The following is a 19398-nucleotide window of genomic DNA, read 5'->3' as shown; positions in this document are numbered from 1 at the left end:
GGACGCGGTGGAGCCAACGTCCTGAGTAACCACACCTGGCGCCCGCTCACAACACCCGCTTGGCGCCGGGTAGGGAACGCACCAGGTAGGCCGACCACCAGCACAGCGGCAGCGCCAGGACCAGCATGACGGCGAACTTGACGACGGCGACGGCCTCCAGCCACCGCAGCGCCCAGCCCAGGCCGACGAGCACGAGCGGATGGATGATGTAGACGGTGAAGGCGTGCTCGGACAGGAACCGGCCGCGCGGGCCCTGCCCGCCGAACCGCTCCCTGAACAGCACCGTCAGCCCGATGATCATGCTGACCGCGAAGGCGGACTCCCAAAGCGCCGTCAGCGCCTCGGCCACCGCCCCGGTGGTCAGGAACGACGGCGGCAGCAGCACCGCGCTCGACACGCCGGCCGCGATCAGCCCGAGCCGGCCCGCCCGCGCGGGCAGCGTCTCGAACCAGCCGCGCCGGAAGGCCACGCACCCGAGCACGAACATGCTCGCGTACTGCGGCATGAACTGCGGCGAGGGCAGCCCGAGCACCGGCACGTAGGCGCCGGTCGGCACCGGGATCCGCCACAGGAACGTGACGGCCGCCAGCCCCAGCACGAAGGCCGCGATCCAGGCGAACCGCAGCGGGGCGACGCGCTGCTCCATCGGCCGCCGCAGGCTCCGCCACACCGCGTACGCCACCGCGAACACGATCAGCACCTCGGCGAACCACATAGGCCCCGGGTCCCAGGAGCCGAGGTAGAACTGCCAGTACGGCATGCCCGGCCGGTCGGCCAGACCGCCGAAGTTGACCAGCGGCCGCAGCAGCACGAGGAAGACGAGCAGCGGGATGCCCAGCCGGATCAGCCGGTCGCGCACGAAGGAGCGGGTGCCCTTGCGGTCGTGGGAACCGGGGGTGAAGAAGCCGGAGATGAGGAAGAAGAACCCCATGAAGAACGCCTGGTTGAACATGGCCAGGACGTCGAGCAGGAGCCCCGAGGGATCCTTGGCCGGCTCGACGTAGAACCACAGCGGGATGTTCCCGTACGTGATCGCGACGTGGTGGGCCACCACTAACGCGGTCAGCACGATCCGCAGGTTGTCGATCGCGTGGAGCCTGGTCCTGGTGCTCGTTTCCACCGTCATGCGCGGCATGCCCTTTCGAAGAGGTCGGCGAGTTCCCTGGCGTGCGCGTCCAGATCGTGATCGGGGAAGGCGACCCAGTAGGCGAACATGTTGTCGATGGCCGAGGACTGGGTGATGGCCATGACGCGGACGTCGAAGTCCCTGAACTCCCCGTTCCGCTGGCCGAGCCGGTAGATCTGCTCCACCGCCCGGTAGACCTCCTCGTTCGCCTTGATCCCGTAGCGGGGCTGCCCGTCGGCGGTCCTGAGGTTGGTGAAGATCTCCCCCAGCGCCCTGAGCTGGGTGCGGTTGCCGCGCATGTGCTCGGCGACCGACAGGATGTGCGTCCTGAGCAGCTCGGTGGCCGTGGTGAGGCCCTCCATCTCGGCCAGCACGTGCTCGGCGATGGCCCCGTAGGTGCGGTTGACGACCTCCTCCATCAGCTCCTCCTTGCCGGCGAAGTGATAGGAGATGACGCCTTTGCTGATGCCCGCGTGCTTGGCGATCCGCGCCAGCGACGCCTGGGCGAACCCGACCTCGGCGATGACCTCGATGGCGGAGGCCACGATCTGGGCCCGCCGGGCCTCCTCGATGAACGAGCGCGCCTTCTGGCCACCCGGCTCATTTTCTGACCGCATGGCCAAAATTTAGCACATGCGGCCTGGAATCGCGTGCCTCCGGGGTGTCAGAAGGGCAGCCAGCCGATGCGGCCGTACCAGGTGCCGCCGGCCGCCAGGTGGTCGGCGAGGGCCCGCTCCAGCCGCGTGCGCCGGGGCAGCTCCTCCGGTGCCGTGACCGCCTCGCCGCCGAACACGAACCCCAGCGTGTCGCCCCCGTCGAAGCGTCCCAGCAGGTGGAAGCGGCGCTGGAAGGCGATGATGTTGGAGGCGGCGGGCAGGTAGCCGGCGAGCTGGTCGTCCAGCAGCCACGACCCGCACGTCATGACCTGGGGCTCCTCGCCGGGGAAGTGCCGGGGGAAGAACGCGCGGGCCCGCTCGAAGGACGCGTCGCACGCCTCGGGCGTCAGCGGGCCGTGGAAGTCGGGGATGTGCACCCCGAGCGAGTGGGCGCCCGGCTCCGCCGGCCGGCCGGCGGCCCGGATGCCGGCGGCGGTCTCCGGGTCCAGGGCCTCGCGGTTGAACTGGAGCCTGCCCAGCGCGTACAGGAGGCCCCTGGCGTGCAGTGTGAACCAGGCGGGCGCGTTCAGGCCGCCGCTCCCGTGGCGCTTGCGGTGCACCGCCATGTTGCGCCCCAGGTCGGCGAGCGTGGCCCAGGAAACCTCCTCGGGGATGCCCAGCCGCCGGTGGTAGGCCCGGGTGTGCGGCAGAGCGGCGAGGAAGACGTACACGTAGAAGTACGGACCCAGCTCCGGCAGCGGCGGGAACCGGGGCGGGTCGTCGTCCGGGCGGCCCATCGTGGACACCAGCGAGTGCACGCACCGCTCGGCCAGCCACCACTGCCCGCTGCCCGGCTCGGGGCGGGCCGCGAGGACCGCGTTGACGTCCTCGTGCGGCACCGTGAGCCGCAGCAGCTCGGTGGGGAGGTCGTCGGGGAGGGCGATGTCGACGCCGCCGAGCGACTCCAGGTGCTCCAGCCAGCCGGGGTGGGCGCGCAGCAGGGCCTTGACGTCCACCGGCGTCAGCCGAGCCGCGCCTGGTAGATCGTCCTGGCCTGCTGCAGCAGGGACACGTGGTCGCCGAACTGGTAAGGGCTGGCCAGCCGGCCGTGCTGCCTGATCAGGTCCTCCAGCAGATCCAGCCATTCCAGGCACCACAGCACGTCCTCCCGTCTGGCGACCTGCCTGCCGTCCACGTCGACATAGACGGGGCTGGTGAGGGCGTACCCCGTGGCGGTCAGCGTACGCGGATGCGGGTCGCACAGGACCTCGGCGACCACGTACGTGGGCCCGTCCACGCGGAGCTCGGCCGTCACGGTCAGCTGCTCCTCGCCCCGCCGGTCGTCGGCCGGCAGCCGCTCGGCGCCCGCCCGCACGCCGTCGGCGGTGCGGATGCGCACCGCCGCCACCTCCGGGCCCATCGCGGTGGCCGTGACGCTGACGCGGTCGCCCCTGCGGGCGGCCAGCACGTGGCCGGGGCCGTGGCCGTCCACCGACAGCTCCAGCCAGGGGCCGGTGGTGGCGAACGTGCGGCCCGCGCGTACGGCGGCCGCGAACGTCCTGGCCGTCAGCTCCCCCTCGACGCGGGCGTAGACGCGGGCCCAGCCGGGCGGGTTCGACTGGTTGTCGGAGCGGGTGAAGGAGATCATCGCGTCCGTCCCCGCCGTCACCGCCAGCCGGTTGCCCGCGCCGATCAGCCGCCGGTACACCGCCGCCGTCGCCGGGATCGAGGCGTGGGTGAGCACGTCGAGGCTGTCCACCAGCCCGAGCGCGGCGTCGGCGACCAGCTCGCGGGCGGCGCAGTTGCGCGGCACCGGCGAGACGACCCCCTTGGGCGGGTCGCCCTCGCCGATCGGGGTGCGAAAGGGGTGGCTGTAGCCCACGAGCGCGCCGAGCCCGCGCAGCTCGCGCAGCCCGTCGGCGTTGGGCGGCCAGTCGGCGTCGCCGTCGAACCCGGTGTGGTAGCGGCCGGGGGCCGAGCGCGGCGCGAAGGCGTAGATGTGGCCGAGCAGGTCGTTGCGGTACTCGACGCCCATCCTGGCCACGTGCGTGCCGTCGGACCAGGGCAGGTCCTCGCCCGTCCAGTGCTCCAGCGCCTCCCGGTCGTACACCCGCCGGCCCGAGACGTTGGCGGCCAGCAGGTTGAGCACGTGCAGGTCCTCGCCGTGCTGGGCGGCAGCCGCGTCGGCGGGCACGGCCACCAGGTCGCCGGCCCAGTTGAGGTGGACGTGCAGGTCGCCGCCGTACCAGCCGCGGGCGGCCGCGTCGTAGAGCCGGGCGGGGGCCAGCTCGACCAGGTGTTCCCCGCCCGGGTCGGGGGTGATCCCCAGCTCGGCCTCGTCGTACTCCATGCCCCTGGCCACCCTGATCGTCACGGGCATGCAGGGGACCTCCACGACGAGGTCGTCGCCGTGGAAGTACGGCCGGCCGTGGTAGTCGTGGCGGTTGGGGGTGTCGGCCGGGAACCAGCCGCTGCCGTCGGCGGCCACCACGCTCCACCGGCAGGGCATCCCGGCCACCAGGCGCAGCCTGGCCGAATGGACGGGCCGCAGGAGGCTGTCCAGGCGGATGCGGACGCCGTCCACGACGACGATGCTGTCCTGGTCCACCTCCACCAGCCAGGCGCCGCGCGGGGCGACCACCCGCTGGGTGTCGTCCACGCCGACCACGCAGGGCTCGTCGCGACTGGAGTCGATGAGCAGGGAGATCCGCTCCTCGCCGCGCCCCGGCAGCGGCGTCCCGGGCGTGAGCCCCTCCTTCCAGCCGGCCGGCAGGGCCGGCCCGCCCGGCTCCGCCGCCTGGGCCCCGCCCGCGCGCACGACGAACGGCACCTCCTTCGCCCACCGCGACCCCGTGCCGCCTGCGCCGCCCGTGCCGCCGGTGCCCCCCGTGCCGCGCCGCCGGAGCCCGTCGCTCCTGAGCGGGCGCAGCGGCCGGGAGGGCAGCAGGATCGTACGCGGCTCCCCCTCGAGCGTGGCGCCGCCGGAGCCGACGCGTACGGCGACGAGGTGTCCGGGCAACCGGCCGTCGAGGGTGTCGCGCAGCACACGGTCGTAGTCGGGCTCGTCCAGGCGGGCGGCGAGCTGGTCGCGCGGGGTGTCGGGATGGCTCTCGGCGACCGCCTGGAACACCAGCTGCCAGAACCGGTCGAACAGCGCGGGCGGCAGCACCCTGCGCCTGGCGATGAACTTCACGTAGTGGATCTCCGGCTCGCCCCAGGTGATGCCGTGCTCGTCCAGGAGGCGGCCGTACTCCTCCAGCGCGTCCGTCACCCTTCCGGGCAGCATCGATTCCGCACCCATATGCGCCTCTCCCCACCTTGGTTGCGCGACATCGTGACATGGATCACGCAACCCCTTCTCCCGGCTCCGTCGGGGGAGGGATGGATATTTCAACCTCGGGAGAGGTATCTCCACCCGGAGGTTTCCGATGCTGCTCCAAATGTGGCCTCATGAGGCCACATCGTGGATGTGACGGAAAAGATCAAGGGCGTTTGAACGCCGACAGGAGGCGGTCGGCCGCCAGGGACGGCGTGATCTCGCCCGCCAGCACCTCGCGCTCCACCTCCGCCGTGATCGCCGCCACCTCGGGGTCGTGGCGCAGCTCTGCCAGCAGCCGGTCCTGCACGAGCGTCCACGTCCAGCGGACCTGCTGGCGGCGGCGCTTGGCGGGCAGGTCGAGAGAGTCCTGGTGGGCCAGCACGTGCCGCCAGAGCTTGTCCAGCCCGTCGCCGGTGAGCCCGCTGCAGGTCAGTACGGGCGGCGCGCCCGTGTCGGAGCGGAGCATGCGCAGCGCCCCCGACAGCTCGCGGGCCGCCTTCCTGGCGGGCAGCTCGTACTCGCCGTCGGCCTTGTTGACCGCGATGACGTCGGCCAGCTCCAGCACGCCCTTCTTGATGCCCTGGAGCTGGTCACCGGTGCGGGCCAGGGTGAGCAGCAGGAACGTGTCCACCATGTCGGCCACCGAGGTCTCCGACTGGCCCACGCCGACGGTCTCGACCAGGACCACGTCGAACCCGGCCGCCTCCACGACGACCATCGCCTCCCTGGTCGCCTTGGTGACGCCGCCGAGGGTGCCGGAGGTCGGCGAGGGCCGGATGAAGGCGGCGGGATCGGCCGACAGGCGGGCCATGCGGGTCTTGTCGCCGAGGATGCTGCCACCCGTCCTGGTGGAGGACGGGTCCACGGCCAGGACGGCGACCTTGTGCCCCTGCCCGGTCAGGAGCGTGCCGAGCGCGTCGATGAACGTGGACTTCCCCACGCCCGGAACGCCGGAGATGCCGACCCGGCGGGCGTGCCCGGTGAGCGGGGTGAGCTCGACGAGCAGCCGCTGCGCCAGCGCCATGTGGTCGGGCCTGGTCGACTCGACCAGGGTGATCGCGCGGGCGGTCCAGGTACGGGAGCCGGCCCGGACGCCGTTGGCGTAGTCCTCCAGCGAGTGCACCCGACTTGCCCCCTTTCTTCGCAATGATCAGCTTAACTTCTGACAAGTCTTGACTTTTGCCAGTAGGGTGCTGGAGTTCTGATCTCAGCCGTCACAGGAGTCACTCCCCTCATGCCCAACGTCGAACCCCTCCGCGAGGGCGACCCGGCAGCGGTGGGACCCTACCGGCTGGTCGGGCGGCTCGGTGCGGGCGGCCACGGTGTCGTCTACCTCGGCCAGGCACGCAACGGAACCCCGGTCGCCGTCAAGGTGCTGCGCGAGGGGCTGGCCGTGGGCGATCGCCTGGCCAAGGAGATCTCCGCCGCGCGCAAGGTCGAGCCGTTCTGCCTCGCGCAGGTGCTCGACGCCTCGACCAGCGGCAGGCCGTACATCGTGGCCGAGTACGTGGACGGGCCCTCGTTGCAGCAGGCGGGCCGGCGCGGCGGGGCGGAGCTGCAGCGGCTCGCCGTCGCGACCGCGACCGCGCTCGACGCGATCCACCAGGCCGGCGTCGTCCACGGCGACTTCACGCCGTCCAACGTCCTGCTGGGGCCGGACGGGGCGCGGGTCGTCGACTTCGGCATCGCCGCGGCGCTGAGCTCGGGCATGAAGGCGACCAGCAACATCGTGGGGACGCCGGCGTACATGGCGCCCGAGCAGCTCGCCGGGAAGCCGGTGGGGGCCGCGGCCGACGTGTTCGCGTGGGCGTCGGTCCTCGTGTACGCGTCCACCGGCGTGCCGCCCTTCGGGGACGACGCGCTGCCCGCGGTGATCAACCGCATCTTGCACGAGGAGCCGCGGCTCGGGGAGCTGGGACGGCCGCTGCGCGACATCGTGCCCGCCTGCCTGGCCAAGGATCCGGCGGCCCGGCCCTCGATGCGCGATGTCCTGCTGCGCCTGGCCGCCCCCGCCCGCCGGTCCGCCTCCCCGTACGCGGCCCCGACCCAGGACCAGCCCGCCGCCGACACGCCCGAGTCCGACTGGGACACCCAGGACCGCACCCTGGACAGGCCCCAGAGCCGCCCCTCGCCCACGGCCCCCGGCCACGCCCCCACGGCCCCCCGCCCCCACCCGTCCGGCACCGCGCACACCTCGGGTACCGCGAACACCTCCGGCACCGCGCACACCTCCGGCACCGCGCAGGCTCCCGGGACGGGTCAGGGCACTCCGGCACGCCGGACGCGGGACCCGCACCAGGACCCCGCCCAGTCCGCCACCCGCCGACGGCCGCCGGCCACGCACCAGAGCCCGGCACAGGACACGTCGGCGGCGCACCCGGCCTCCGCTGCCCCGCACCACGGCAGGTCCGGAGCCCACCCCGCTCCGGGCGACCCGCACCGGGCCCCGTCGCGGACCACCGCGCCGCACCACCACCCGGCCGCCCACCCGGCCGCCCACCCGGACCCGACCCCGGCGCACCCGCACGACGACACCACCGCCCACCGCAGCGCGGGGCAGGACCGACGCCGGCACGACCACCCCGCCGCCCACCCCGGCTCCCACCACGACGCGGCGATGGCGCAGCGGATGCCGGGTGAGCCGGGTGCGCCCGAGGGGGCCGGGCAGGTCACCTCGCCGCTCCAGGCGCTGTTCGACCTCTCCTCCCCCGTCGAGCCCCAGGCCGCCGCTCCCGGATCGCCGGACCGGACGGAGGCGCGGGCAGCCACGGCGGTGACGGCCACGGCGGTGGCCCAAGCGGCCTTCCCCCGGGACGGAGCGGCCTTCCCCCCGGACGGAGCGTCCTTCGGCCGGGCCGGCCAGGAGCACCCGGGTGCGCACGACGGGAACGGCCCCGGGCAGGAGCACCACGTCGGGAGCGGCGCGGGGCAGGCGCCTACCCGGCGGTCGTGGGGCCGGCGGGTCAGGACGGTGATCATCGCGGGCGTCTCCGGCGTGTCCGTGTGCGCGCTGGCCGGCGCCATCGTCTGGCTCACCCCCACCACGCCCACCCCCAAGACCAAGACCGTCGCCGTCGTCACCGGCAACCCCACTTCCCCGGCCGCCGGCACGCCGACCCCCAGGCGGACCCGTACCGCCAGGCCGACCCCCCAGACGGAGGGCACCCCCAGCTCGGTCCCCGACGACGGCCAGGCGGTCGCCACCACCCCGGCCGCCGCCACCGACCGCCTCATGCTCGTCTACGTACGGCCCGGCGGCACCAGGAACGGCGAGTGCTGGGCCGGCGGCGAGGTGACGCTCCAGGCGCTCGTCCGGCGTACGGGCAGCCCGGTGAACTTCAGCTACACCTGGGTCATCGACGGCGCCGCCGCGGGCCGTTCGTCGGCGGTCATCTCCGAGAACGGCCGCCGCTACCTCACCTCTCCGCGCACGCTCACGAGCACGGGCGGCACCCACAGCGTCACGCTGCGGATCACCTCGCCCGTCGCCGTGCAGCGGACGATCACGGTCACGATGTGCGACCAGGGAACCTACTGACGGTTCCGGAGCTGTTCCAGCAGGTCGAGGGCGGCGTCGGCGATCACGGTCCCGGGCGGGAAGATCGCGGCGGCGCCCGCGGCGCGCAGCTCGTCGTGATCGCCGGGCGGGATGACGCCGCCCACCACGATCATGATGTCGGCGGCGTCGAGGTCGGCCAGGGCCTCGCGCAGCGCCGGCACCAGCGTGAGGTGCCCGGCCGCCAGCGACGAGACGCCCACGACGTGCACGTCGGCCTCGACCGCCTGCCTGGCGACCTCCTCCGGCGTCTGGAACAGCGGGCCGACGTCCACGTCGAAGCCCAGGTCGGCGAAGGCGGTGGCGATCACCTTCTGGCCGCGGTCGTGGCCGTCCTGGCCCATCTTGGCGACCAGGATGCGCGGCCGGCGGCCCTCGGCCCGCTCGAAGTCGGCGCAGGCCAGGCGGACGCGTTCGACGCCGGCGGCCGAACCGGACTCGTCGCGGTACACGCCAGTGATGGTACGCACCTGCTCGGCGTGCCGGCCGAACACCCGCTCGAGCGCGTCGGAGATCTCCCCCACCGTGGCCTTCGCGCGGGCGGCGTCCACGGCCAGCTTGAGCAGGTTGTGCTCCAGGCCGGGGGCCGGGTGCCCGGCGGCCTTGGTGAGCGCGTCGAGGGCGTGCCGGACGGTCTCGCCGTCGCGTTCGGCCCTGAGGCGGGCGAGCTTGTCGAGCTGCTGGGCGCGTACGGCGCTGTTGTCGACCTTGAGCACCTCGATCGTCTCGTCGGCGCTCGCCCGGTACTTGTTCACGCCGATCACCGGCTGGCGCCCGGAGTCGATCCGGGCCTGGGTACGGGCCGCGGCCTCCTCGATGCGCAGCTTGGGCAGCCCGGCCTCGATGGCCTTGGCCATGCCTCCGGCGGCCTCGACCTCCTGGATGTGGGCCCAGGCGCGCTCGGCGAGGTCGTGGGTGAGGCGCTCGACGTAGTAGGAGCCGCCCCAGGGGTCGATGACCTGCGTGGTGCCGGACTCCTGCTGGAGGAGGAGCTGGGTGTTGCGGGCGATGCGGGCGGAGAAGTCGGTGGGCAGGGCCAGGGCCTCGTCGAGGGCGTTGGTGTGCAGCGACTGGGTGTGGCCCTGGGTGGCGGCCATGGCCTCGACGCAGGTGCGGGCGACGTTGTTGAAGACGTCCTGCGCGGTGAGCGACCAGCCCGAGGTCTGGCTGTGCGTACGGAGGCTCAGCGATTTCGGGTTCCTGGCCCCGAATCCGGACACGAGCCTGGCCCAGAGCAGCCGGGCGGCGCGGAGCTTGGCGACCTCCATGAAGAAGTTCATGCCGATGCACCAGAAGAACGACAGGCGCGGCGCGAACCGGTCGACGTCCATGCCCGCGCCGACCCCGGCGCGCAGGTATTCGACCCCGTCGGCGAGCGTGTAGGCCAGCTCCAGGTCCAGCGTGGCGCCGGCTTCCTGAATGTGGTAGCCGGAAATGCTGATGGAGTTGAATTTCGGCATCTTCTCGCTGGTATAAGCGAAGATATCCGAAATGATCCGCATGGACGGCGCCGGGGGATAGATGTAGGTGTTGCGGACCATGAACTCCTTGAGGATGTCGTTCTGGATGGTCCCGGCGAGCTGCTCCGGCGGCACGCCCTGCTCCTCGGCCGCCACGATGTAGAGGGCGAGGACGGGCAGCACGGCGCCGTTCATGGTCATGGACACGGACATGCGGTCGAGCGGGATGCCGTCGAACAGCTGCCGCATGTCGTAGATCGAGTCGATCGCCACCCCGGCCATGCCCACGTCACCGGCCACCCGGGGGTGGTCGGAGTCGTAGCCCCGGTGGGTGGCCAGGTCGAAGGCCACCGACAGGCCCTTCTGTCCGGCGGCGAGGTTGCGCCGGTAGAAGGCGTTGGAGTCTTCAGCCGTGGAGAAGCCCGCGTACTGGCGGATGGTCCAGGGCTGGTTGACGTACATGGTGGGGTAGGGGCCGCGCAGGTAGGGGGCGGCACCGGGGTAGGTGCGCAGGAAGTCGAGGCCCTCCAGGTCGGGGGCGGCGTAGAGCGGCTTGACCGCGATGCCCTCGGGGGTCTGCCACACCTCACCCCCGGACTCCGTCGCCTCCGGGGCCTGCGCCGGCTGATCGGGCAGGGGGCCGAGCGGGATGCCGGAGAAGTCGGGGATCATCGGGTCACCTCCAGGTCGTCGAAGGTCTCGCGGAGCACGGCCAGCGCGTCGCAACCGGCGTGGAGGTTGGCGTCCACACCCTCGTACTGCCCCTTCCCCGCCAGCCACACCTTGCGCGCGCCCGCCTTGCGCAGGGCGGTGGCCACGGCGGCGGCGTGCTGGGCGTACAGCTTGTCGCTGGAGCACAGGCAGGCCACGGTGGCGCCGCTGACGGCGAAGGCGGTGGCGATCTGCTCGGGGTCGGCGCCGGGCCCGGCGGTCTCGGTGGCCAGGCCGCCCGCCTGGAACAGGTTGGCGGCGAACGCGGCCCGGGCGGTGTGCGCGGCCAGGGGGCCGATGGTGGCGAGGAACACCTTGGGCCGCTCGGGCCGCGCGTCGGCCAGATCCCGCAACCGCTCGTACGGCTCGGCGTACCGCACCTTCGGCAACCCACCACCGGGCCCTTCGGCGTCACCGTGCGCGGCGGGCCGGAAGGAGCCGCGCTCCCCGGTCGCCGCTGAGTCCTCCGCCGGGAGGCGGGCGGCCGCGGGGGTGGAGGTCGCCTCCGGGGAGGGGCGGCGGAGGGGTTTCTCGTCGAGGTCCGGGTACTCGCTCACGCCCGTGATCGGGAAGCGGCGGTGGGCGATGTCGTCGTCGCGGCGGGCACGGGTGGCGGCGATGCGGGCGGACACCAGGGCTTCGGCCCCGGCGATCCCCCCGGCGGCCTCGATCTCCTGGAAGAAGGCCCAGGAAGCCTCGGCGAGGTCGGCGGTGCGGCGCTCGACGTACCAGGAGCCGCCGGCCGGGTCGATCACGCGCCCGAGCCCCGACTCCTCCAGCAGCAGCGACTGCGTGTTGCGGGCGATGCGGCGGGAGAAGGCGTCCGGCAGGCCGAGGCAGGCGTCGAACGGCTGCACGGTGACCGCCTCCGCCCCGCCCACCCCTGCGGCGAAGCAGGCCAGGGTGGTGCGCAGCATGTTCACCCACGGGTCGCGGGCGGTCATCATGGCCGAGCTGGTGACGGCGTGCTGCCGCTGCCCGCCTGCCTCGGGCGCGCCACAGACCTCCGCGACCCTGGCCCACAGGCGGCGCGCGGCCCGCAGCTTGGCGATGGTGGCGAACTGGTCGGCGGTGGCGGCGTACCGGAACTCGATCTGCCCCAGCGCCTGCGCGGCGGTGAGGCCGCCGGCGGTGAGGGCCCGCAGCTCGGCGACGCCCCGGGCGATCGAGCAGCCCAGCTCCTCGGCGTCGCTGCCGCCCGCGTCGTGGTACGGCGTCGCGTCCACGGTGACGGCCCGCAGCCCCGGGAACTCGGCGGCGCAGCGCAGCGCCAGCTCGACCCCGTCCGGCCCGCGCGCCCCGGAGGCCCCCAGGTTGCCGCTCAGCGTGGTGCCCCGGGCCGCGGCCAGGCCGAACAGGGCGTCGGCGGCCTCCCGCGCCAGGTCCCCGGTCTCCAGGACGACCGGCGCCAGGTCGAGGTAGACGTCCTTGAGCACCGCGCCGAGCGAGCCCACCGGGATCGCGCCGTCGCCGACGACCAGCCACAGCGAGGTGACGCCGTTCTCCAGGTCGGCCAGCACGGCCTCGGGGTCGGCCACGGCGTGCCGCTGCCGCACGTCCCACCCGGCGGCCCGATCTGCGCCCCGATCGGCGGCCCGATCAGCGAGGGGCCGGGAGCCGCGCAGGTAAGGGGCCGCGCCGGGCAGCCCGGGGTCGCCCGGCAGGTCGTCCGCGTCGTAGAGCGGCGCGACCGTCACCCCGTCGTACGTCGTCCTGGACAGCGCCTCCTCCGGCGACCCGGTCTCGACCCCGGACTTGCGCAGGACCTCGACCGCCAGCGCTCGCCAGCCGTCTCGGGACATGGACGCGAACCCCGCTGCCAGTTCCATGGTTCGGATAGTAGGCGGAAGCCCGCCACACCGGTAACCCAGGGGCGGCCCCTACGAGCTCTGGGAGAGCGGCGCCTCCCAGGCCAGCCGCCACGTGATCGGCCCGACGATCCCGTCGTCGTCCACGCCCTGCTGGCGCTGGAACCGGCGGCACACGTCGCGCGACTCATCGCCGTACGAGCCGTCCACGGCCAGCTCCCAGCCGCGCCGGCTCATCCGTCCCTGCCAGGTGCGCACGTCCTGCCCGTGCAGCACCGGCGGGTATTTCAGCAGCCGGCCCGGGAACGGCGGCGCCGTGGACCCGTTGGCCGGCGACGGCCTGGGGGCGCCGCGCCTGACCCAGGCGTAGAGCGGCTCGCCGGGGCAGTCGGTGGCGTAGCCGTCGCGGTGTCCCTTGATCTCCTTGCCGGCGTGGCCGCGGTCGCGTACGTACTGGACCGCGTCGAGGATCGCGTGCAGGATCCCGTCGGGCGGCTGGACCAGGCCGGAGTTGCCGACCAGGCCGAGCACGGCGTAGTGGCCGGCGTTGAGCCCCGGGCCGTTCGCGGCGGGCAGATGATGCAGCCCGCGCCCCTCGAACACCTTCTTGTGCGGGCAGGCCACGTAGGAGTATCCGATGTCGATCCAGCCGTTGCCGTCCATGTGGTAGCCCTGGATCGACCGCACCAGGGCCACGCAGCCGGCGTGGTCGGACACGATGCCCGGCTCCACCCTGCCGCCGGTGTAGTGGACTTTGACTCCCTTGGTGGAGTCTAGCTGTGTGTAGTCGCCGCGCGGCGCGCGGGCGTTCCAATCGCGCCGTAACACCAGGTCGATGGCCACCGTGAGCTCCGAGGGTCGCTGTCGGGACGACCGAGCGTAACGCGGGGAACGCGGACGGGTCCTGGAGATCGGGGATTTGGTCTACGGTCTGATCACCCGCTGCTCGGTCACGATCGCGCTGATCAGATCGTGCGGCGTCACGTCGAACGCCGGGTTCGCCACCCGCGTCCCCTCCGGCGCCAGCCGGACACCCCGGACGGTCACGACCTCGTCCCCGTCACGGTCCTCGATCTCGATCTGGTCGCCCGAGGCGGTGTTCTGGTCGATCGTGGACTCGGGGGCGACGACGACGAACGGCACGCCGGCCCGTTCGGCGCCGAGCGCGAGCGCGTACGAGCCGATCTTGTTGGCGGTGTCGCCGTTGGCGGCGATGCGGTCGGCGCCGATGAGCACCGCGTCCACCTCGCCCTTGGCCAGCAGGTACGGCCCCGCCGAGTCGGCGATGAGCCGGTGCGGCGCGCCCATCCTGGCCAGCTCCCACGTCGTGAGCCGGGCACCCTGCAGCAGCGGCCGGGTCTCCAGCACCAGCACCTCGGCCAGCCGCCCGCGCTCGTGCAGCGTCTGGACGACGCCGAGCGCGGTGCCGCGTTCGACGGCGGCCAGCCCGCCGGTGTTGCACACGGTCATGATCCGCAACCGCTCGCCTTCGAGCAGGTCGGCCCCGCGCTCCCCCATGGCCCGGCAGGCGGCGATGTCGTCGTCGCGCACGCGCAGCGCGGCGGCCAGCACGGCCTCACGGCCCGCGGGCAGGTGGGCGGCGACCCGGTCGACACCCCACGCGAGGTTGACGGCGGTGGGCCGGGCGGCGCGCAGCTCGGCGATCTGGTCGGGGTCGCCGTCGGCCAGCGCGACGCCGAGCGCCCCCGCCACGCCGAGCGCGGGCGCGCCGCGCACGGCCAGCCGCCGGATGGCGTCCACGAGCTCGCCCACGGTGTGGATGCGCAGCATCACGCACTTGTCGGGCAGCAGGGTCTGGTCCACGAGCTCGACGGCGCCGTCGACCCAGTCAATCGTCCTCACAGGGCAAACGCTAGCTCAGCGGCGGCCGGCGGTCGGCGCCGAGCCAGCGTTGAGCGGCGCCGAGCCAGCACTGAGCGGTGCTGAGCGGTGCTGAGCGGTGCGGTCAGCGTTCGGCGAGGACGATCACCGAGTCCCGCTGCCCCAGGACGATGGGGACGTTCTTGTCGGGGTTCAGGACGATGCCGTAGTGGGGCGGGTCGTTGCGCGCCGTGGCGTTGCGGTAGCCGATGGCGGTCTCGCCCCTGCGCCGCGCCGACTCCACGACCGTGGAGAACGACACCCGCGTGCCCGTCTTCACGTAGTCGCCCGCCGGGCGCGGGTAGATCTCCGAGCCCTGCGAGTCGAAGAGGTAGCCGAACACGTCCGCCAGGTGCCGGTTCTCGGCGAGCTGGGCCAGGAGCAGGCCGATGACGGTGTCGCTGATCACGATGTCGTCGGCCTCGGTGACCTCGGCCAGGGCGCGGTTGTTCTCGTCGTGCATCTCGCTGACGATCGAGTAGTGCTCGCCGAGCGTGCTCTGCATGTCGCGCAGCTGCAGCAGCGTCATGAGCGTGCGCGTGTCGGAGTGGTGGGCGTCGAAGCGGTCGTCGGAGAGCACGATGACGTGCTGGAACAGGCCCACGCCGAGCGATTCCAGGGCGAACCTGTCGGTGGTGTCGCAGTCCTTGACGTTCACGGTGAGGTTGCGCAGGCCCGCGAGGTTCGTACCGGCCTTGGGGTGGTCGGCGGCGACCTCCAGGACCGAGCCGGGGGCGACGTAGCCGTCGAGGTAGCGGACGATCTGCTCGGCCCGGCCGTTCCAGTTGAGCAGGAGCGTGCGCTCGGGCTCGGTGGCCGCCTTCCCCGCCACGACGATGGCCGCCTCGTCGAGCGACGGCTTGCCGGCGGCCAGGCGGACGTGGGAGTCGTCGTGCGCGATGACGATGACCTGGTCGTCGGCGGCGATGACGGTGTCCGCGGGCGGGTTCAGCACCACGCCGGAGGGGCGGCGCAGGCCGATCACCGAGGCCGTCTGGTAGGCGTGCAGCGCCTCCCCGTACGTGACGCCCACCAGCTTCTTCGGGGTGCGCAGGTAGATCTCGCCGCCGTCGAAGTTGAGCAGGTCCATGCAGACCACGGACATGCCGGACTGGCGGGAGGACTGCACGATGAGCCGGGAGGCGGTGTCGTCGGAGTCGACCAGGTGCACGTCCGGGCCGCCGGCCAGGCGGGCGGCGGCGATGTTGCGGCTGGAGGTGAGCCCGGCGACCACCGGCGGGTGGACCCCGTGCCGCTTGGCCAGGGCGAGCAGGATCTTGATGACGTGGGCGTCCGGGTCCTCGCCCTCGGGGGAGAGCACGACGACGGAGCGGGCCGCCGCCAGGTTCATCAGCGCGAGGTCGCGCGGCTCGGTGGGCCGCCCGGTGCGGCAGACCAGCCGGGTCCTGCCGAGGTCCCCGACATGCTCGCGGACGGCCTCCTCCATCTCCAGCTTGTCACGGTCCGCCAGGACGGCGATCACCGAGCCCTTCTGGCTGGCGTGCGCCTTGACCAGCTCGGCCACGATCGTGAACACCTGGTCCGACCAGCCGAGCACCACCGTGTGCCCCGACTCCACGATCCGCGAACGCCCCCTGCGCAGGCGGTCCACCTTCTGCTTGAGACCGTTCGAGAGCAGGCCGACGAGCATGCTGACGATGAACAGGCCGCCGAGCGAGCAGATGAACATCACGGCCATGTACGCGAGGGAGCCCTTGTCGCTGGCCACCTTGCCCGGGGTCAGGGCGTGCATGAGAGCGATCCAGAGCACTTCCCCGGCGTGCCCCACGCCCTCGGGCTCGTTGGGGGCGAGCCACATCGTGAGCCCGGCCACGATCACGATCAGCCCGACCGACGCCACGGCCAGCCAGCCGATCAGCGACACCGTGCCCCTCGACATGGTGTTGTCGAACCAGTACCGCGCCCGTTCGCGGAACGTGACCTTCGACACTTCCCCGATACCTCCGCATAAGGAGTGATTTAACCCAACGACACAAGGTACCGGTGGATCTTCGCTTCCGCAGGGCGACAGGTAACGTATCGGCCATGGTGAACCCCCTCACCCCCGACGATCCCGCGTCTCTGGGCGGGTTCCGCCTGGCCGGGCGGCTCGGCGAAGGCGGGCAGGGCGTGGTCTACCTCGCCCACTCCCCGGCCGGCGAACCGGTCGCGATCAAGCTGCTGAGCGCCGGTGACCAGCAGACGCGGGCCCGGCTGGCGCGCGAGCTCGACGCGCTGGAGAGCATCGCCTCCTTCTGCACCGCCCGCGTGATCGAGGTCTCGACCGACGGGCCGAGGCCGTACGTGGTGAGCGAGTTCGTGGACGGCCCGTCCCTGGCCGACCGGGTGCGCCTGCGCGGCCCCCTGCGCGGCGGCGACCTCGAGCGCCTCGTCGTCGGCACGGCCACCGCGCTGGCGGCCATCCACGCGGCCGGGGTCGTGCACCGCGACTTCAAGCCGTCCAACGTGCTGCTCGGTCCCGACGGGCCGCGGGTGGTCGACTTCGGCATCGCCCGGGCCGAGGGGGCGGCGACCATGACCTCGGGGCTGATCGGCACGCCCGCCTACCTGTCGCCGGAGCAGATCGGCGGCTCACCGGCCGCGCCGCCGTCCGACGTGTTCGCGTGGGCGGCGTCCATGGTGTACGCGGCCACCGCGACGAGCCCGTTCGGGGCCGACACCGTGCCCGCCGTACTGAACCGGGTGCTGCACGCCCAGCCGGACCTGTCGCCGCTGCCGCCCCGGCTGCGCGAGGTGCTCGCGTCCTGCCTGGCCAAGGATCCGGCGCGGCGGCCCACGGCGCAGCAGCTGATGGTCTCCCTGCTCAACCCCAACCGGCCGCCCGCCACCCCGTACGCCACGGGCCCCCACGGCCCGCCTCCCGTCCCCGGTCTCCGCCCCGACCGGGGACCCACGGGGCCCCAGGCTCCGGCCGAGACGACGGCGGGGACGGCGCTGGCGACCCGCTCGCGGGGCCTGCTCATCGGCGCCGTGGCGGTGGCGGTGGCCCTGACCGCGGTCGCCACGACGGCCGTACTGCTGAACTTCTCCCCCGCCACGAGCACCGAGCGCCCGCGGTCGACCACCGAGCCCTCGCCCACGGAACCCGTGACGCGGCAGCCCGAGTCACCGTCGGAGTCGAGCCCCGACGAGCAGGAGGAGTCATCGGCCGGCCCGGCCCTGAAGATCCCGGCCGCCTTCGAGGGAGACTGGTCGGGATACACCACCAGCACGAACGTGATGGACACCGACGGCGCCGAGAACAGGGTGAAGCTGGAGAAAGGCGAATCCACGGCGGCGTGGACGGAGAAGGACCAGGACGACGACTGCAAGGGCACCATCACCCTGACCAAGGTCGAGGAGCGCCGGCTCACCTTCCACCTGGGCCAGAACGAGGGCGGCTGCATCGCCGGCACGATCACCCTGGACATGACGGGCGACGGCCTCACCTATACCTGGCGGGACGTGCCGGGCCCCGGCATCGTCACGCAGACCGGTACCCTCAAGAAAAACTAAGCGTATTCCCAGCCAAAACCCTTCGACATCCGGCGCCGAGACGGAGATCATTAACAATATGTCTGTTATCAGGGAGGTGCCGTTCCCCAGTCCGGACTCCGCCGAGCTCCCGATGAACATCTGGATCGACGACGCCGATTCCGCCATCGACGTCATCGACGCGCTGGCACTGTCGCCGTTCGCGACGGGCGCGCAGCCGTGGTCACGCCTGGCCAATCTGGAGCGCGTACGCCCTGACGCCACGCTCGCCCCCGCCGGCGGGCGCGTAATGCGTACCGCGCGGGTCGAGGACGGCTCGGAGTCGCGGCTGATCTGCGGCGACGGGTGGACCCTGCGGGTCGTACGCCACCGCAACCGCACCGCGACCGTCAGCGTGACGGCGGTGGACGAGGACCTGGCGAAGTCCGTGCTCGCGGAGAGCATCGAGGGCGCCGAGGAGGCCGCCCCGGACGTCGACCACGTCGAGATGGGCTTCTGGTGGCGGGGCATGCACGGCGGCACCCGCTCGGAGAAGCCGATCACGGCGCAGCCCTGGGACGAGATCAGCCCGAACTACTCGGCCAAGGTCCGCCCGGCGCTCGAACGGCTGATGTCGATCACCCCGGCCGACGTCAACGGCCGCCTCATCCTCCTGCACGGGGAGCCGGGCACCGGCAAGACCACGCTGCTGCGCACGCTGGCCAAGCAGTGGCACGACTGGTGCCAGGTGGACTGCGTGCTCGACCCGGAGCGCCTGTTCAACGAGCCCGGCTACCTGATGGAGGTGGCCGTCGGCTACGACACCGACGAGGACGCGCAGCGCTGGCGGCTGCTGGTGCTGGAAGACTGCGACGAGCTGATCAGCTCGGGGGCGAAGGCCCAGGCGGGGCAAGGGCTGTCGCGCCTGCTCAACCTGACGGACGGCCTGCTCGGGCAGGGCCGCGACGTCCTGGTGGCGATCACCACCAACGAGGACCTGGCCCGCCTCCACCCCGCCGTCGTCCGGCCGGGCCGCTGCCTGGCGCAGGTCGAGGTGGGGCCGCTGAGCAAGGAGGAGGCGGTCACGTGGCTGGGGTCGCCGGAGGGGGTGGGGCCGTCGGGGGCGACGCTGGCGCAACTGTACGCGCTGCGCGCCGGCCGCGAGATCACCCCGACGCCCGGCGACGAGTCCACGGGCCTCTACCTCTGACCTCCCACCCCGGCCGAAGGGCTGAACGACAGCCCACCCCGAACCCGAACCCGGCCCCGCCCGCCGCGGCCGCGACCTTACGGCCCGAGACCCGCACGCCACGGCCCTGAGCGACTGGGCAGAGCCGGGCGAGGGCCGGAAGGTGCCATGCGCCCCACCACCGACCGGCCCGGAACCAACCAGGCCACCACCGGCCGGACCGGGACCAACCGGGGCACCACCGGCCGGGGCCGGGCCGGGAGCGGACGGGCGGACCG

The 19398-nt window shown here is 73.0% G+C and carries 13 protein-coding genes; 3 read left to right on the top strand and 10 right to left on the bottom strand.

Annotated elements, in window-relative coordinates:
- Positions 1-46: 46 nt before the first annotated feature.
- From AB0J69_RS02520 to meaB, 5 genes are all read right to left on the bottom strand, one after another.
- A complete protein-coding gene (locus tag AB0J69_RS02520) occupies positions 47-1126 on the bottom strand; it encodes an acyltransferase family protein (RefSeq protein WP_364112028.1) in 1080 nt (359 codons plus the stop codon).
- Positions 1123-1743, bottom strand: a complete 621-nt coding sequence (locus AB0J69_RS02515; protein ID WP_364112026.1) for a TetR/AcrR family transcriptional regulator — start codon at positions 1741-1743, stop codon at positions 1123-1125. Before AB0J69_RS02515 ends, AB0J69_RS02520 begins: the two co-directional genes overlap by 4 nt.
- 47 nt (positions 1744-1790) lie before the next feature.
- Entirely contained in the window at positions 1791-2738 is a 948-nt protein-coding gene (locus tag AB0J69_RS02510; RefSeq protein ID WP_364112024.1) for an acyltransferase domain-containing protein, read from the bottom strand.
- A gap of 5 nt (positions 2739-2743) precedes the next feature.
- Positions 2744-5023: a CehA/McbA family metallohydrolase gene (locus AB0J69_RS02505; RefSeq protein WP_364112022.1), complete on the bottom strand. Its 2280-nt coding sequence runs from the start codon at positions 5021-5023 to the stop codon at positions 2744-2746.
- 181 nt (positions 5024-5204) lie between these two features.
- On the bottom strand, positions 5205-6164 hold the full coding sequence (gene meaB / locus AB0J69_RS02500) for a methylmalonyl Co-A mutase-associated GTPase MeaB (protein ID WP_364112020.1): 960 nt from the start codon (positions 6162-6164) through the stop codon (positions 5205-5207).
- Positions 6165-6275: 111 nt separating this feature from the next.
- On the opposite strand from meaB, the gene AB0J69_RS02495 reads away from it, so the two are divergent.
- Entirely contained in the window at positions 6276-8579 is a 2304-nt protein-coding gene (locus AB0J69_RS02495; protein WP_364112018.1) for a protein kinase, read from the top strand.
- Here AB0J69_RS02495 and scpA read toward each other — a convergent pair.
- From scpA to AB0J69_RS02470, 5 genes are all read right to left on the bottom strand, one after another.
- Positions 8573-10729 (bottom strand): methylmalonyl-CoA mutase, encoded by a 2157-nt coding sequence (gene scpA / locus AB0J69_RS02490; protein WP_364112016.1) that lies wholly within the window; start codon positions 10727-10729, stop codon positions 8573-8575. The genes AB0J69_RS02495 and scpA overlap by 7 nt on opposite strands.
- Complete coding sequence (locus AB0J69_RS02485) at positions 10726-12597, bottom strand: methylmalonyl-CoA mutase subunit beta (protein ID WP_364112014.1); 1872 nt, start codon at positions 12595-12597, stop codon at positions 10726-10728. Before AB0J69_RS02485 ends, scpA begins: the two co-directional genes overlap by 4 nt.
- Before the next feature lie 51 nt (positions 12598-12648).
- Positions 12649-13419 (bottom strand): N-acetylmuramoyl-L-alanine amidase, encoded by a 771-nt coding sequence (locus AB0J69_RS02480; RefSeq protein WP_364112012.1) that lies wholly within the window; start codon positions 13417-13419, stop codon positions 12649-12651.
- Between the two features lie 81 nt (positions 13420-13500).
- Positions 13501-14439, bottom strand: a complete 939-nt coding sequence (gene mtnA, locus AB0J69_RS02475) for an S-methyl-5-thioribose-1-phosphate isomerase (RefSeq protein WP_364112010.1) — start codon at positions 14437-14439, stop codon at positions 13501-13503.
- Between the two features lie 103 nt (positions 14440-14542).
- On the bottom strand, positions 14543-16408 hold the full coding sequence (locus AB0J69_RS02470; protein WP_364112008.1) for a TrkA C-terminal domain-containing protein: 1866 nt from the start codon (positions 16406-16408) through the stop codon (positions 14543-14545).
- 95 nt (positions 16409-16503) lie between these two features.
- On the opposite strand from AB0J69_RS02470, the gene AB0J69_RS02465 reads away from it, so the two are divergent.
- Positions 16504-17973, top strand: coding sequence for a serine/threonine-protein kinase (locus AB0J69_RS02465; protein ID WP_364112006.1), 1470 nt, complete (start codon positions 16504-16506; stop codon positions 17971-17973).
- A gap of 58 nt (positions 17974-18031) precedes the next feature.
- Positions 18032-19141, top strand: coding sequence for a DUF5925 domain-containing protein (locus AB0J69_RS02460; RefSeq protein ID WP_364112004.1), 1110 nt, complete (start codon positions 18032-18034; stop codon positions 19139-19141).
- The last annotated feature ends 257 nt before the right edge of the window (positions 19142-19398 follow it).

The sequence above is a fragment of the Nonomuraea sp. NPDC049709 genome, from assembly GCF_040674815.1.
Taxonomy (GTDB): domain Bacteria; phylum Actinomycetota; class Actinomycetes; order Streptosporangiales; family Streptosporangiaceae; genus Nonomuraea.
The sequence above is the reverse complement of the archived record's forward strand: the minus strand, read 5'-3'. Positions and strand labels throughout refer to the sequence as shown.

Coding starts and splice junctions, on each gene's coding strand:
- AB0J69_RS02515 (WP_364112026.1), bottom strand. CDS start 1,743: ATGCGGTCAGAAAATGAGCCGGGTGGCCAGAAGGCGCGCTCGTTCATC.
- AB0J69_RS02505 (WP_364112022.1), bottom strand. CDS start 5,023: ATGGGTGCGGAATCGATGCTGCCCGGAAGGGTGACGGACGCGCTGGAG.
- AB0J69_RS02465 (WP_364112006.1), top strand. CDS start 16,504: ATGGTGAACCCCCTCACCCCCGACGATCCCGCGTCTCTGGGCGGGTTC.
- AB0J69_RS02485 (WP_364112014.1), bottom strand. CDS start 12,597: ATGGAACTGGCAGCGGGGTTCGCGTCCATGTCCCGAGACGGCTGGCGA.
- AB0J69_RS02460 (WP_364112004.1), top strand. CDS start 18,032: ATGTCTGTTATCAGGGAGGTGCCGTTCCCCAGTCCGGACTCCGCCGAG.
- AB0J69_RS02520 (WP_364112028.1), bottom strand. CDS start 1,126: ATGACGGTGGAAACGAGCACCAGGACCAGGCTCCACGCGATCGACAAC.
- AB0J69_RS02495 (WP_364112018.1), top strand. CDS start 6,276: ATGCCCAACGTCGAACCCCTCCGCGAGGGCGACCCGGCAGCGGTGGGA.
- scpA (WP_364112016.1), bottom strand. CDS start 10,729: ATGATCCCCGACTTCTCCGGCATCCCGCTCGGCCCCCTGCCCGATCAG.